This is a genomic window from Pseudomonas sp. R2-37-08W (assembly GCF_003851705.1).
Classification (GTDB): Bacteria; Pseudomonadota; Gammaproteobacteria; order Pseudomonadales; family Pseudomonadaceae; genus Aquipseudomonas.
The window spans coordinates 125,001-139,111 of sequence record NZ_CP027728.1; the positions used below are offsets into that span (position 1 = coordinate 125,001).

8 protein-coding genes and 3 rRNA genes (1 of these 11 only partly in view) are annotated in these 14,111 nt (G+C 57.5%); 6 read left to right on the forward strand and 5 right to left on the reverse strand.

Going from position 1 to position 14,111, the window contains the following annotated elements:
• The 4 genes from C4J93_RS00595 to C4J93_RS00610 form a co-directional block, all read left to right on the forward strand.
• Positions 1-1,711: ribosomal RNA gene (locus C4J93_RS00595) — 23S ribosomal RNA — on the forward strand (it extends 1,181 nt beyond the left edge of the window).
• A gap of 165 nt (positions 1,712-1,876) precedes the next feature.
• Positions 1,877-1,992: ribosomal RNA gene (gene rrf / locus C4J93_RS00600) — 5S ribosomal RNA — on the forward strand.
• A 109-nt stretch (positions 1,993-2,101) separates the two neighbouring features.
• A 5S ribosomal RNA gene (rrf, locus tag C4J93_RS00605) occupies positions 2,102-2,217 on the forward strand.
• A 274-nt stretch (positions 2,218-2,491) separates the two neighbouring features.
• Entirely contained in the window at positions 2,492-4,372 is a 1,881-nt protein-coding gene (locus C4J93_RS00610; protein ID WP_124360674.1) for a methyl-accepting chemotaxis protein, read from the forward strand.
• A gap of 69 nt (positions 4,373-4,441) precedes the next feature.
• Here the strand turns inward: C4J93_RS00610 and C4J93_RS00615 are convergent, their stop codons facing one another.
• The 4 genes from C4J93_RS00615 to C4J93_RS00630 form a co-directional block, all read right to left on the reverse strand.
• Positions 4,442-7,819, reverse strand: coding sequence for an amino acid adenylation domain-containing protein (locus C4J93_RS00615; RefSeq protein WP_124428313.1), 3,378 nt, complete (start codon positions 7,817-7,819; stop codon positions 4,442-4,444).
• A complete protein-coding gene (locus C4J93_RS00620) occupies positions 7,816-8,763 on the reverse strand; it encodes a diiron oxygenase (protein WP_124428314.1) in 948 nt (315 codons plus the stop codon). The genes C4J93_RS00615 and C4J93_RS00620 overlap by 4 nt, the downstream gene beginning before the upstream one ends.
• Positions 8,760-9,518 carry a DUF3050 domain-containing protein gene (locus tag C4J93_RS00625; RefSeq protein WP_124428315.1) on the reverse strand — a complete coding sequence of 253 codons (759 nt, stop codon included), beginning with the start codon at positions 9,516-9,518 and terminating at the stop codon, positions 8,760-8,762. The genes C4J93_RS00620 and C4J93_RS00625 overlap by 4 nt, the downstream gene beginning before the upstream one ends.
• 371 nt (positions 9,519-9,889) lie before the next feature.
• Positions 9,890-10,600, reverse strand: coding sequence for a GntR family transcriptional regulator (locus tag C4J93_RS00630; RefSeq protein ID WP_124369113.1), 711 nt, complete (start codon positions 10,598-10,600; stop codon positions 9,890-9,892).
• Between the two features lie 319 nt (positions 10,601-10,919).
• Between C4J93_RS00630 and lapG the strand changes: the two genes are divergently transcribed.
• Positions 10,920-11,543, forward strand: coding sequence for a cysteine protease LapG (lapG, locus tag C4J93_RS00635; protein ID WP_256657439.1), 624 nt, complete (start codon positions 10,920-10,922; stop codon positions 11,541-11,543).
• 14 nt (positions 11,544-11,557) lie between these two features.
• Entirely contained in the window at positions 11,558-13,504 is a 1,947-nt protein-coding gene (gene lapD, locus C4J93_RS00640) for a cyclic di-GMP receptor LapD (RefSeq protein ID WP_124428316.1), read from the forward strand.
• A gap of 125 nt (positions 13,505-13,629) precedes the next feature.
• Here the strand turns inward: lapD and C4J93_RS00645 are convergent, their stop codons facing one another.
• Positions 13,630-13,968 (reverse strand): tryptophan synthase subunit beta, encoded by a 339-nt coding sequence (locus C4J93_RS00645; RefSeq protein WP_124402622.1) that lies wholly within the window; start codon positions 13,966-13,968, stop codon positions 13,630-13,632.
• Positions 13,969-14,111 lie beyond the last annotated feature (143 nt).

Below are 14,111 nucleotides of genomic sequence, written 5' to 3' on the forward strand. Positions count from 1 at the left end.
AGCGTTCTGTAAGCCTGTGAAGGTGAGTTGAGAAGCTTGCTGGAGGTATCAGAAGTGCGAATGCTGACATGAGTAACGACAATGGGTGTGAAAAACACCCACGCCGAAAGACCAAGGTTTCCTGCGCAACGTTAATCGACGCAGGGTTAGTCGGTCCCTAAGGCGAGGCTGAAAAGCGTAGTCGATGGAAAACAGGTTAATATTCCTGTACTTCTGGTTATTGCGATGGAGGGACGGAGAAGGCTAGGCCAGCTTGGCGTTGGTTGTCCAAGTTTAAGGTGGTAGGCTGAGATCTTAGGTAAATCCGGGATCTTAAGGCCGAGAGCTGATGACGAGTTGTCTTTTAGACGACGAAGTGGTTGATGCCATGCTTCCAAGAAAAGCTTCTAAGCTTCAGGTAACCAGGAACCGTACCCCAAACCGACACAGGTGGTTGGGTAGAGAATACCAAGGCGCTTGAGAGAACTCGGGTGAAGGAACTAGGCAAAATGGCACCGTAACTTCGGGAGAAGGTGCGCCGGTGAGGGTGAAGGACTTGCTCCGTAAGCTCATGCCGGTCGAAGATACCAGGCCGCTGCGACTGTTTATTAAAAACACAGCACTCTGCAAACACGAAAGTGGACGTATAGGGTGTGACGCCTGCCCGGTGCCGGAAGGTTAATTGATGGGGTTAGCTAACGCGAAGCTCTTGATCGAAGCCCCGGTAAACGGCGGCCGTAACTATAACGGTCCTAAGGTAGCGAAATTCCTTGTCGGGTAAGTTCCGACCTGCACGAATGGCGTAACGATGGCGGCGCTGTCTCCACCCGAGACTCAGTGAAATTGAAATCGCTGTGAAGATGCAGTGTATCCGCGGCTAGACGGAAAGACCCCGTGAACCTTTACTATAGCTTTGCACTGGACTTTGAATTTGCTTGTGTAGGATAGGTGGGAGGCTTTGAAGCGTGGACGCCAGTTCGCGTGGAGCCAACCTTGAAATACCACCCTGGCAACTTTGAGGTTCTAACTCAGGTCCGTTATCCGGATCGAGGACAGTGTATGGTGGGTAGTTTGACTGGGGCGGTCTCCTCCTAAAGAGTAACGGAGGAGTACGAAGGTGCGCTCAGACCGGTCGGAAATCGGTCGTAGAGTATAAAGGCAAAAGCGCGCTTGACTGCGAGACAGACACGTCGAGCAGGTACGAAAGTAGGTCTTAGTGATCCGGTGGTTCTGTATGGAAGGGCCATCGCTCAACGGATAAAAGGTACTCCGGGGATAACAGGCTGATACCGCCCAAGAGTTCATATCGACGGCGGTGTTTGGCACCTCGATGTCGGCTCATCACATCCTGGGGCTGAAGCCGGTCCCAAGGGTATGGCTGTTCGCCATTTAAAGTGGTACGCGAGCTGGGTTTAGAACGTCGTGAGACAGTTCGGTCCCTATCTGCCGTGGACGTTTGAGATTTGAGAGGGGCTGCTCCTAGTACGAGAGGACCGGAGTGGACGAACCTCTGGTGTTCCGGTTGTCACGCCAGTGGCATTGCCGGGTAGCTATGTTCGGAATAGATAACCGCTGAAAGCATCTAAGCGGGAAACTAGCCTCAAGATGAGATCTCACTGGGACCTTGAGTCCCCTGAAGGGCCGTCGAAGACTACGACGTTGATAGGTTGGGTGTGTAAGCGCTGTGAGGCGTTGAGCTAACCAATACTAATTGCCCGTGAGGCTTGACCATATAACACCCAAGCAATTTGCGTCGGCTCTTTAATCCAGAGCAACCAGATTGCGGTGTGTGAAGACGCAATGAACCGAAAGTTCGATGCTCACAAAACACCGAATTCTATCCCATACCCAATTTGCTGAAGCGAGGCCACATGGCCACGACTCAGTACCCGAATTTCTTGACGACCATAGAGCATTGGAACCACCTGATCCCATCCCGAACTCAGTAGTGAAACGATGCATCGCCGATGGTAGTGTGGGGTTTCCCCATGTGAGAGTAGGTCATCGTCAAGATTAAATTCCAGGACCCCTGTTTGCGTACGCAAACAGGGGTTTTGTTTATGTAGAAGTCCATGAATTTCACCGGTACGTTGCTAACGCAACGATCTGGTACACAGAATTTCTTGACGACCATAGAGCATTGGAACCACCTGATCCCATCCCGAACTCAGCAGTGAAACGATGCATCGCCGATGGTAGTGTGGGGTTTCCCCATGTGAGAGTAGGTCATCGTCAAGATTGAATTCCGAAACCCCTGTCTGCTCACGCAGACAGGGGTTTTGTCGTTTAGGGCTCTAAGTGGCTGATAGTCGACTGTGCTCATACCGCCTGTCGTTCTCTTACGCTAAAAGCGGAAGATTCACACAAATCTCTAAGTTTTATCGATTTCTAGCCGAAAGCCTGACGAGCCATGCGTGCACCGAAATAGAGCGGTCGCAGAGTCCGCCTATCGCGATACATGGAATGTTCCACTCGGCACGCTCACCCCCCTTTGGCAAAAGAAGTCGATGAAATGAATCTCAAGTTCAGTCATAAAATTCTGTTGGCTGCGTCAGGCGTCGTGGTTCTGGCCTTCGCGCTATTCACGTTCTACAACGATTACCTGCAGCGCAACACGATCAGGCAGAACCTGGCGTCCTCCATCCAGCAATCCGGAGAGCTTACCGCCAGCAGTGTGCAGAACTGGCTCAGCGGTCGCATCCTGGTTCTCGAGAGCCTGGCACAAAACGTTGCCCATCAAGGTAGCGCCGCCGACCTTCCCGGCTTGGTCGATCAACCGGCGCTCACCTCCAACTTTCAGTTCACCTATGTTGGCCAAATCAACGGTGTATTCACCCAGCGCCCCGACGCGAAGATGCCTGAAGGCTATGACCCACGTCAGCGCCCTTGGTACAAGCAAGCCGTAGCAGCCGACAAAACCATGCTTACCCCGCCTTATATGGCGGCAGTAGGCGGCCAGATCGTGACGATCGCCATGCCGGTGAAGAAGAACGGAGAGTTGTTGGGCGTTGTGGGTGGCGACTTGAGCCTGCAAACCTTGGTAAAGATCATCAACTCGGTGGATTTTGGCGGTATTGGCCATGCATTCCTGGTCAGTGGTGATGGCCAGGTCATCGTCAGTCCTGACCAGGACCAGGTGATGAAAAACCTCAAGGATATCTACCCGGGCACCCAGGTGCGCATCGAGAAGGTTAACCAGGAGGTTGTCCTCAATGGACAAGACCGAATCCTGTCCTTTACACCAATCAACGGGTTGCCGGGGGCTGACTGGTACATCGGTCTGTCTATCGACAAAGATAAAGCCTATGCCGCACTGGGTAAATTTCGCACTTCAGCGTTGATCGCAATGCTCATCGCCGTGGTGGCGATTGCCGTACTGTTGAGTGTGCTGATTCAGGTGTTGTTGCGTCCGCTGACCACCATGGGCGTTGCCATGCAGGACATTGCCCAAGGCGAGGGTGATCTGACCCGCCGCCTCGACGTGACCAGCAAAGATGAGTTCGGCGAAGTCGGTAGCGCATTCAATCAGTTTGTCGAGCGGATCCACGCCTCGATTTCCGAAGTGTCCTCGGCCACCCGCCAGGTGCATGACCTGTCCCAGCGCGTAATGGCGTCGTCCAACGCGTCGATCATCGGCTCCGATGAACAAAGTGCACGTACCAACAGCGTGGCTGCCGCTATCAACGAGCTGGGTGCCGCTACCCAGGAAATCGCACGTAACGCCGCTGATGCCTCGCAGCATGCCAGCGGTGCCAGTGAGCAAGCTGATGATGGGCGCAAAGTGGTCGAGCAAACTATCCAGGCGATGTCGGAACTGTCGCAGAAAATCAGCCTGTCCTGCACCCAGATCGAAACCCTTAACGCCAGCACCGACAACATCGGACACATTCTCGATGTGATCAAGGGCATCTCCCAGCAGACCAACTTACTTGCGCTTAACGCGGCAATCGAAGCTGCCCGTGCCGGCGAAGCAGGGCGTGGGTTTGCCGTGGTGGCGGATGAAGTGCGTAACCTGGCTCACCGTACCCAGGAATCGGCAGAAGAGATCCACAAAATGATCACTTCGCTGCAAGTGGGTTCGCGTGAAGCCGTGACCACCATGAACGCCAGCCAGGTCTCCAGCGAAGAAAGCGTTGAAGTGGCTAACCAGGCCGGCGAGCGTCTGGTCAGCGTGACACAGCGAATCGTTGAGATCGACGGCATGAATCAATCGGTCGCCGCTGCCACCGAGGAGCAAACGGCGGTGGTTGAAACCCTCAATGTCGACATCAACCAGATCAACCTGCTGAACCAGCAAGGCGTGGCCAATCTCAACGAGACGCTCAAAGACTGCGACGCGCTGTCCCAGCAGGCCAGTCGATTGAAGCAATTGGTCGACAGCTTCAAGATCTGATCCTCGCTGTATCGGAGCGAGGCCTCGCTCCGATACAGCCGAGCAACTTCAATGCGGGCCCAAAGCCGCTCAGAGAAAGCCGATGGCCCTGAGGTAGTCACAGCCCTTGCGTAACAGTGCGGGGCTCTTTGGCGGATACTGTGTGCCCATTTGTTCCAGGCCCCATTGCGCGTTGCTGTAATGGATCATCGACGTGTCGCCGATGTCTTCACCCACCCCATCAAGGTAAAAGCCCAGTACGCCGAACAACGCATTGTCGTGGCGCACTGTGCGCAACGCCCGTTGCCAATGTTGAAGGCTTACCCGTTCGAAGGTGTGTCCGGCCTGGCTGAATGCATCAAGGTACTGGTCCCAGCTCAAAGGTTGAGGATTGTGCAGATTGAAGACGTTTCGCCCAGGGATAAAACGCGGGCTGTGAAACGCGATGAAGCGCGCCAGGAAGTCCACCGGCATCAGGTCGAAATTGCCCTCCATGCGAGGAACCCTGCCCAACTGCAGCGACCCCTTGAGCATCAACATCAATCGATTTTTATGGGGTTGGCAGACACCGTTCCGGCTGTTGAAACTGATATTCCCGGGCCGATGAATATTCACCCAGGCCCCTTGCTCGACTGCACGCCCCAACAGCCGCTCGGCCACCCACTTCGAGAGGTTGTAGCCGTTTTTTACATAGAGCGGCAACGCGCGGCTTGCGGGTGCTTCGAGCACATACCCATCAGTGTCGAGGCGACTGCAGGCCGACAGCGTTGAAATGAAATTGAAAACTTTCTTACAGTGGGTCTCGCAAAGGTGCAGGCATTCAAACACCGGTTCGACGTTGTCGTTGGCCAGTGCTATGTAGTCCATCACATGGTTGACCTGCGCCGCATTGTGCACCAGCACACCATGATTGCGGGCGAGGTGGTCGTACGCCTCTGCAGACAGACCCAGGCGGGGTTGGCGCAGGTCGGCGGCATACACCTGCACTCGGCTCAGGTCCAGCTGTTCCAGGCGGTATTCGCGCAACGCCTGAGAGAATCGGTCCGTCGCCGACTGGCCTGGGAGCGCCCGGACCAGGCACGCTACCTCCTGCGCCCCACCCGCCAGCAAGGCCTGGACGATGTGCACGCCGACAAAGCTGTTCGCCCCTGTGACAATCGCCTTGCGTGGATCCCCGGCGCGGGCCTCGGGCAGCACCTCAAGCGCCAAGGCTCGGGACGCATCTTTTTCCATCTGGCTGAACGATGTATTCGGCAGCGCTGCGCCCTCCATCTGCAAGGCCAGCGTACGAATCGTCGGCGCTTCAAAAAATTGGCTCAAGGAGAGGCTGCGGCCAAACTGCTCGCGCAGGCGCAGCAACAAGGTGGACAGCAGGATCGAATGGCCGCCCAGGTTGAAAAAGCTGTCGTCGATCGACACGTCACCGGCAGGCAACCCTAACAACTCCCCCCACAGGTCTACCAACTGCGCCTGGACTGGCGTGAGCGTGCTGCAACGCGTCATCTCCTGGGCGCGGGTAATCGGCGTCTCCCGCAACACCTTGCGATCGATCTTGCCGTTGCTCGAAGCGGGAAGGCTCGGCAGCTCGCTCCAGGCGACAGGTTGCATATGCTCAGGCAGCCACTGCCGTGCGTGCTCCTTCAGGCTGGCCAGCGTGGCGCCGGGTTCGGGCTGGGCCGCAAAGCCGATGATTCTGTGCGTCTGATCAATCACCACTGCCACTTGGCGAAACAACCGACTGCTGCGCAGGCAGTGCTCGATCTCCTGAGGTTCGACCCGAAAACCGCGAATCTTGACCTGGTCATCCCGTCGGCCGCCCAACTCGATACCGTCTTGCGTCCATTTCGCCAGGTCGCCGCTGCGGTAAGCCTGCAGCCATTGCCCGTCGGGCAACGTCAGCTTGATGAACGGGGAGTCGGCCTGCGGCGGTCCGTTCATATAGCTCAGGCTCACGCCCGGTCCTGCGAGGTACAGATCGCCCATCACCTGCTCGTCCACCGGTTGCAGGTGCTTGTCCAGGATCAAGACCTGACTGTTGGCGATGGGCAAGCCGATATTGCGATTGCTATCACCGAGCCGAAACGTTCGATGGGTTGCCAGTACCGTGGCTTCGGTGGGGCCATAGAGGTTGTGAAACTGGCATTGGCCGGCCATTCGCTCGATCACGTAGGGTTCGCAAAAGTCGCCGCCGGTGAGCAGGTGTGCGAGGCCCAGCGGCTGGTCCAGCGGCAAGATGCCGAGCAGTGCCGGTGGCAAGAAAGCATGAGTGACGCGTTGCAGGCGAATCAGCTCGACCAATTGCCGGGGATCGTGACGTTGTTCTGCGCTGGGGACAATCAACGCTGCGCCCGCGACCAAGGCGGGGAAAATATCGATCAGTGACGAGTCAAAGCTCAGCGGCGAAAATTGCAGAACGCGACTCTTATCGTCCAGCGCCACACAGGTACCGAGCCAGGCCGTGAAATGCGCCAGATTATGTTGGCTGAGCAGCACACCCTTGGGTTGCCCCGTGGTGCCAGAGGTGAAAAGCGCCATGCACGGCGCATCGGCGTGGGGACGATGGCGCATCAGCGGCTGTGTGGAGTCGATGCCGTGTGGGGCGAGCGTACTGACATCAAGTGAAACGAACTTATCCCGCAACGGGTGCAGGCCATTTTCCAGTAATACGCCTGCACCTGCGCTTGTCAGCATGCTGTGCTGGCGTTTTACCGGATGGTCCGGAGACAGCGGCAAATACACCGCGCCACAGCCCAGCACCGCCAGAATGCTTGCATAAAGCTCGGTAGATTTTTCCAGGCACACACCCACCACCGGTGGTGTTTCAATGCCCGCCAACAGGGGCAGCAGGTGTTGCTGAATCGCCACGGCTTTTTCCTGAAGCTGGCGATAAGTCACCCTGCGCCCCGCAATATTCAGCGCTGTACGATCGGCAAAGGCATTCAGGCTGGCCTGCAACCGTTCGATCATGGGCGCCTGTGCCGCCCGCAGCAATGCCGGGTCTGCTGTACGGTTGAATCGATGCATGAACGCCAGTGACTCCAGTCCTCGCAAGCCCTGTTCGGGCAAGGTGCCCGGGTTGGCCGTTGCACAGAAATAACCAGGGTCTCTCGAGAATCCGCTGACCAATGACGCTACCCACTCCACCAGAGCGTGCGCCGCACGACGACGCAGGCGCTGGCCGTTGCCGCTGGGCTCCTCGGCGACGTCGTGCACGGCCAACAGGCGCCGATCACGGTCATAGCAGCGAAACTGCAGTGCGGGTAACCCAGTTTCGGACACGGGGCCGATGCCCAGGCGCAGGCTCATCCACGGCGCATCGGTGGATAAGGCTGACGGTGACTGGCTGCCGTCCTCAATCACCAGGTCGACCGACCCCGCCCCCGCGATGTGCCCGTATTGTTCCAGCACCTGCTTGAGGGCCCCCAGTGCTTCACTGGTACCGCCCCATTCAATCATCAAGCGCCTCATGCCAGCCTCCCCGCCGCGGGCAGGTAGTCGTCCAGCGCGCGTGCCACGCTTGGGGTGTGCAGCACGCCGCTGTGGTGCAGGAAGCTCATGATGTTGCCCACCAGCGGGTGCTGGCGGGTGATAGGAAAATCCAACGCAACGATTTCATCCTGCAGCGCCAAACGAATATCGGTACTGACATCCAGGTGTTCGATCAACTGCAGGTCGAAGCCTTTCTGTATGTCGTTGGTCAGGTAATGGGCCAGAAAAGTCGGGAGCACGCCGGCAATGCTGTCGCGGTCTTGCGCGCTTGCCGACTGCCAGTAGATACGCACCAACTGTGTCCAGAACTGTGCGTGGCGCCCTTCATCGAACAGGTGATCGGCCATCAAGCCGCGTACGGACGACTTGATACTGTCGTCCTTGGAAAAGGCCGCCACATCATGGGTGACGGTGTTTTCGGCGATGGCCACGACAATCAACTCGACGGCATCGTGCAGGTGCTCCGGTGCCTGCGCCTGCGCGGCCGGCAAGGCGCGGCTCAGTTCGATCTGCCCCGGCAGGTCCAGGGGCTCGATACCGGTCAACGCCACGGCTTGCTGCAGGAAGTCCAGTGCCACCAATGCGTGGTAATCCTCATCCACCACGACGGTCATTGCATCGTAGCGGCAGGCGAGGGGGAGGGGCAGCGAGAAGCGATTCTTGGCAATACGGCGGGCAAGCTTATCGACGATCTCGGTTTCGAAAACCACGATGTCATGGATGAATCGATAAAAGCTTTGCGTCAGCACAAAGTCGCGGCATTGCGAGCAGCGCTCGAGAAAGGTCGCACTCAGTACAAGGGGTTGGCGGCTCAGGGGATAGATCAGTTTGCCGTCGTTTTCCAACATGCGGCGCGGGCGTGTGCGGATGGTTGCGCGCCGCTCCCAGTCTTCGGCAAAGGAGTGATAGCGGGTGGCGCTCATGGGTGTACCTCATGCATTGAGGCGTGTACGTCGTCCCAGAAGGTCATGCGGCTTTCCAGGGCACCGAAGGCAGCGCTATCGGCTTGTCGCTGGCGAGTCGGGTCTGCGCCGATCAAATGCTGGAGCACCTGCTCCGCCGCCGGGCCGTGCTCCTGGCTATCCAACTCGATATGACGGTTGAGGTAGTGACACAAGATGGGTGCCTGACGAGCAATCAAGGGGCTGCTGCACAGAAGGCGCTCGAACATCGATGCAATGACGCCTTCACGACCATGCAGGAAGGCCGCCGCGACGCAATGGGTGGGGGCGCTGAGTGCGATCTGCCATGTGCTGTCGACGAAGCGCGGCACACCGGGGGGCGCACCGATCATTCGCAGCGCTGCGCTGACCTCTACACCCTGGTGTTGCAGGTCAATGAAACGTGCGATGACACGGGTATTGGCGCCCACCTCCGCCATGGCTTCCAGGTACAGCTCAAAGTGACTGCAATGGCCCCGCGTCGGATGTTCGTCCGACTCCTCGCCCAGCACGATTTCATTGATCAGGCGTGCGGCCTGCGGATTGGCCGGCGGGAGCCAGGGTATTTGGGTGCAAGTAAGATCCTGCTGCAGGCGTTTGGTCAGGGTCATGAAGTCCCAAACCGCAAATACATGGCTTTCCATAAAGTGTTGTAATTTGCTAAGAGAAGTTATTTCTGCAAATAACGGATGACTGCACAGTTGAAGTTTCTTTTTTTCAAGCAAATGATGATGCATGGTTGACGCCTATGAAGTTGTTGCGACTGCTCTAGTTGCAGTGATGGATTGTAGTTGTTAGTTGGAAGATTAGCGTTAAGGCGCGCCCACGCGAGGAACGCTGGCTCAATACGCGGACAGCAATTGCGAGGTTTTTGGGTGGGTCGCTGATAATAAGCTGATTAAACGTTTGGACGAGCTTGTGAATGTATTAAATAGTTTTGCGAACAAAAACTTCCCGAAGAAATAGTTGTTTGAAGTGTGAGAGATTTCCTTATATAACGCCGATTTGAATAAGGCTTGCCGGTTTGTTCACAGTGTATCAACGCGGGACGCTTCCTGATAAAGAACGGTACCCCGCGATGCACAGGCTCAAAAACGGTAGGAGCCCCTTATAACGCGGCTGTTCTATTCGCAGTTTCGAGGCTATTGAGGTATCTATTGATGACCTCCATGCCTCGCATCAAGTGATTACGCAGTGTCAGGATGCTTTCGTCGATTTTCTTCTGCACCACCAGGTTGAGCAGTTCGCGGTGATCCTCTTGTGACGTCTCGCCCAGTCCCATCGCCTCGAGGTTGAAGCGCAGAAACCGCTCCTCTTCATTCAGCCCATGCTCCACCAATTTGAGCAGGCGATGGTTAGGCGCCTTGCCATACAGGATCATGTGAAACAGGCGATTGAGGCGACCGATCTCGCTGTAGTCTTTCTCGCATTCCAGCGCAGTGATACAGGCCTCTGCCTCGGCGATGTCCGACTCAGTGAGCAATGGGATCGACAAGCGCAAGGCTTCGGACTCCAACAGCATGCGCAGGGCATAGGTCTCAGCCGAATTGTCCTCGATCAAGGGCGCAACCACAGCGCCTTTGTGGGTCACCACATGCAGCAGGGATTGTGCCTCCAGTTGGCGCAAAGCTTCGCGCACCGGCATACGGCTGACGCCGAACAGGCTGGCGAGTTCTTGCTGGCGCATAGCAGTGCCACAGGGCAATCGGCCATCGAGAATGGCGTTACGCAACGTTTCTTCAATAACGGCGCGGGCAAGATGAGCAGGAATAGGTCCGCTGACCTTGATACTGCTTAAAGGGTTCGGCTTCTGCGTCACGGTTACGCTACCCTCCTTTTGAATAATAGAGTGTGTTTATTGGATCCAATGAACACTAGAGATGGGCCAGGTACTTGTCAAACAGCCAGAGTTTCCGTTTGTAAGGGCCCACAGCGTGTATTTTGTACGTCCCACAGGAGGCGGTTATAAACTCGCTCCACCGATGAATGATCGCACTGTGCCATTGTTTTTTGTGAGACGAAGCTTCACCATCCCTTGAAATTCCGTCTCTTTTCATGGACTGAACGCCTTGGCGGTAAGTTTTATTCCCTATCGAGTTTTTTGCTGGCTCTTATCAGCGATCTTATTGGCCGGCCTGATGCTCGGCGGGCTGCATGCCGATTGGGATTTCTCGCAGATCAGCCGCAAGGCCAGCGCCTTGTACGGGCCGTTGGGCGAGGGCCAGCAACGTATTGACGCGTGGCAGCGGCTGCTGAGCACCGAAAAACAGGTCAGCGAGCAAGACCAGCTCAAGGTCGTCAACGTGTTCTTCAACAAACAAATGACCTACGTGGAAGACATCGATCTCTGGCGTGCGGTCGACTATTGGGAGACACCCATCGAAGCACTCTGGAAGGGCGCCGGTGACTGTGAAGACTACGCCATCGCCAAGTATTTCAGTTTGCGTCATCTGGGCGTGTCCAGCGATAAATTGCGCATTACCTACGTCAAGGCCTTGCGTCAGAATCGTGCGCACATGGTCCTGACCTACTATTCGACCCCCGACGCGATCCCGTTGGTGCTCGACAGTCTGATGGACGACATTCTGCCGGCAACCCGCCGTACCGATTTGATCCCGGTGTATTCATTCAACGCCGAGGGGCTGTATCTGCCCGGCGCCAAGGGCAACAAGAAAGTCGGCGATACCAAACGCTTGTCGCGCTGGCAGGATGTGTTGAGAAAAATGCGTGCGGAAGGCTTCCCAGCCGAGCCTGCCAACTAGGAGTAACTGATCGGATGTCTTTGTTCAAACAGCTGTTGATCGCAATCTGTCTGTTCCTGGTGGTCGCCTTCAGCGGCAGCTTCATGGTCAGCCTGGAAAGTTCGCGCACGCAGTACGTCAACCAATTGCGCTCCCATGCGCAGGATGCCGCGACGGCACTGGCGCTGTCGCTGACCCCCAATATCGATGACCTGGCCATGGTCGAGTTGCTGGTCAGCTCGATCTTCGACAGCGGTTACTACGCCAGCATCCGTGTGGTGGACCTGGCCACGGACCAAACCATCGTCGAGCGCAGCGGCATACCCGACAACAATGGCGTGCCCCCTTGGTTTGTAAAATTGATCGGCCTGGAGCCGGCCGGTGGTGATGCGCTGGTGAGCCGTGGTTGGGAGCAGGCGGCGCGAGTCGAGGTGGTCAGCCATCCGATGTTCGCCCTGGCCAAACTCTGGCAGAGCGCCCTGGGCAGCCTTGGCTGGTTGCTGCTGTGCGGTGCGGTCAGCGTGGTGCTCGGCGGGCTGTTGCTGCGCCGGCAATTAAAGCCGTTGGACTATATGGTCAAGCAGTCCCACGCGATCGCCCGTCGGGAATTCCTCAGCCTGCCTGACCTGCCGCGCACGCCGGAGTTGCGCCGGGTGGTGCAGGCCATGAACCAAATGGTGGAAAAGCTCAAAGCGCTGTTCCAGGAGCAGGCCGAGCGCAGCGAAAAGTTGCGCACTGAATCCTATCAGGACAACCTCACCGGCCTGGCCAACCGCCGCTATTTCGAGATGCAGCTCAACGCCCGCGTCAGCAACCCCGAAGAAACCAACTCCGGCTACTTGCTGGTGTTGCGCGTCAAGGACCTGGCCGGCCTGAACCAGCGCCTGGGCGGCCAGCGTACCGACCAGCTGCTGCAAGCGGTCGGCGAACAACTGCTGCGCCAGTGCGAGCCGTACCCGGAAACCCATAACCTCGTGACCCGTATCCGAGGCGGCGAATTCGCCGTGCTGGCGCCTGGGCTCACCCGTGAAGAAGCGCTGCAATTGGCGCAGAACCTTGAAAGCACGTTGCTCAGCCTGCAGGCCACCGGCGCCAGCGATGTTACGCCCGTGGCCTACATCGGCCTGGCACCGTTCAACCATGGCGATGCGCCGCAGGCGCTGCTGACCCTCGCCGACCAAGCTTTGGCTCAAGCCGAAGGGCAGGGTGACAGCACCTGGGCGTGCCTCGACCACAGTGCCGCCGCCAGCGTCGGTGACGATCACCATGCCTGGCACACACTGTTGGACCAGGCGCTGACCCAACAGCGTTTCGAGTTGTACTTCCAGCCGGTTGTGGCCAGCCACGACCCGCAATTGGTCTTGCACTACAAAGTGCTGTCGCGCTTGCAGGACTTTGACGGCCATACCCTACCCGCTGGGCGTTTCCTGCCGTGGCTCGAGCGTTTCGGCTGGTCAGCCCGCCTGGACCGCATGATGCTCGAGCTAGTGCTCAAACAGATGAGCGGCCACAGCCACAATCTGGCGCTGAACCTCTCAGCCGCAACCTTGCAGGATCCTCAGGCACTGCAACGCATTTATGACCTGCTGCGCCAGCACAGCAACCTGGGCTCGCGCCTCACCCTGGAGATCGGTGAAGAGCAACTGCCGGAACAGCTCGTGCTGGAACAGATGACCCAGCGCCTGCGCGAGTTGGGCTTTTCCCTGAGCCTTCAGCGTTTCGGTGGGCGATTCAGCATGATCGGCAACCTGGCCCGCTTGGGTCTGGCCTACTTGAAAATCGACGGCAGCTATATCCGCGATATCGACCAGGAAAGCGACAAGCGCCTGTTTATCGAAGCCATCCAGCGCGCGGCCCACAGCATCGATCTGCCGTTGATTGCCGAACGTGTGGAGACCGAAGGTGAGCTGAGGGTGATTCGCGAGATGGGGATATTCGGAGTGCAGGGGCAGTTATTCGGCGAGCCCGCACCCTGGAAATAACGCAGATCCAATGTGGGAGGGGGCTTGCTCCCGATAGCAGTCAATCAGTCGATATTTGGGTGACTGATACGCCGCTATCGGGAGCAAGCCCCCTCCCACATTTCGATCCGGTTCGGCTTCAGGGCTCAGATAAGCCCTTTCTCATCATCATTGATCAACTGGCTCAACCCACCCAACGCTTCCCGCGCCTGGTTACGGTCCATCAACTTGGCCTGGGCTGCGGGCGGCAGGTCAGTTACGCTGATGACGCCCTTGCGGGTGAGCACCTGGATCAAGTCGTCCAGTACCCGGATCATCTCCAGGTCACTCTGCTTGAGCTGGGCCAGGCTGGTTTCCACCACTTCGTTGGCGTACCAGGCCTGGATCTCATGGTGATCGGCCGGCAGTGTTTCGGTGGATCCGGCAAAGGCGGCGGCCTCTACGCGACTCAACGCGCCCTGCGCATCACGTTGCACGTAAAACATAAGAACCCCTCGAAAAAAAGCCACACATCGTCAGCCGCATAGGGCGGTCGTGTGTTGATAAGCGCGAGTATGCGATGCAACCGGCCGCCAGGGCCAGCAACGTATCGCCCAAATAAATCGGCCGCCTCGAGGGCGGCCGATAA

What these genes read in the sequence shown, in the direction of transcription:
- C4J93_RS00610 (WP_124360674.1), top strand. Translation starts at nt 2,492, where the DNA reads ATGAATCTCAAGTTCAGTCATAAAATTCTGTTGGCTGCGTCAGGCGTC.
- C4J93_RS00615 (WP_124428313.1), bottom strand. Translation starts at nt 7,819, where the DNA reads ATGAGGCGCTTGATGATTGAATGGGGCGGTACCAGTGAAGCACTGGGG.
- C4J93_RS00620 (WP_124428314.1), bottom strand. Translation starts at nt 8,763, where the DNA reads ATGAGCGCCACCCGCTATCACTCCTTTGCCGAAGACTGGGAGCGGCGC.
- C4J93_RS00625 (WP_124428315.1), bottom strand. Translation starts at nt 9,518, where the DNA reads ATGCATCATCATTTGCTTGAAAAAAAGAAACTTCAACTGTGCAGTCAT.
- lapG (WP_256657439.1), top strand. Translation starts at nt 10,920, where the DNA reads ATGCTCGGCGGGCTGCATGCCGATTGGGATTTCTCGCAGATCAGCCGC.
- lapD (WP_124428316.1), top strand. Translation starts at nt 11,558, where the DNA reads ATGTCTTTGTTCAAACAGCTGTTGATCGCAATCTGTCTGTTCCTGGTG.
- C4J93_RS00645 (WP_124402622.1), bottom strand. Translation starts at nt 13,968, where the DNA reads ATGTTTTACGTGCAACGTGATGCGCAGGGCGCGTTGAGTCGCGTAGAG.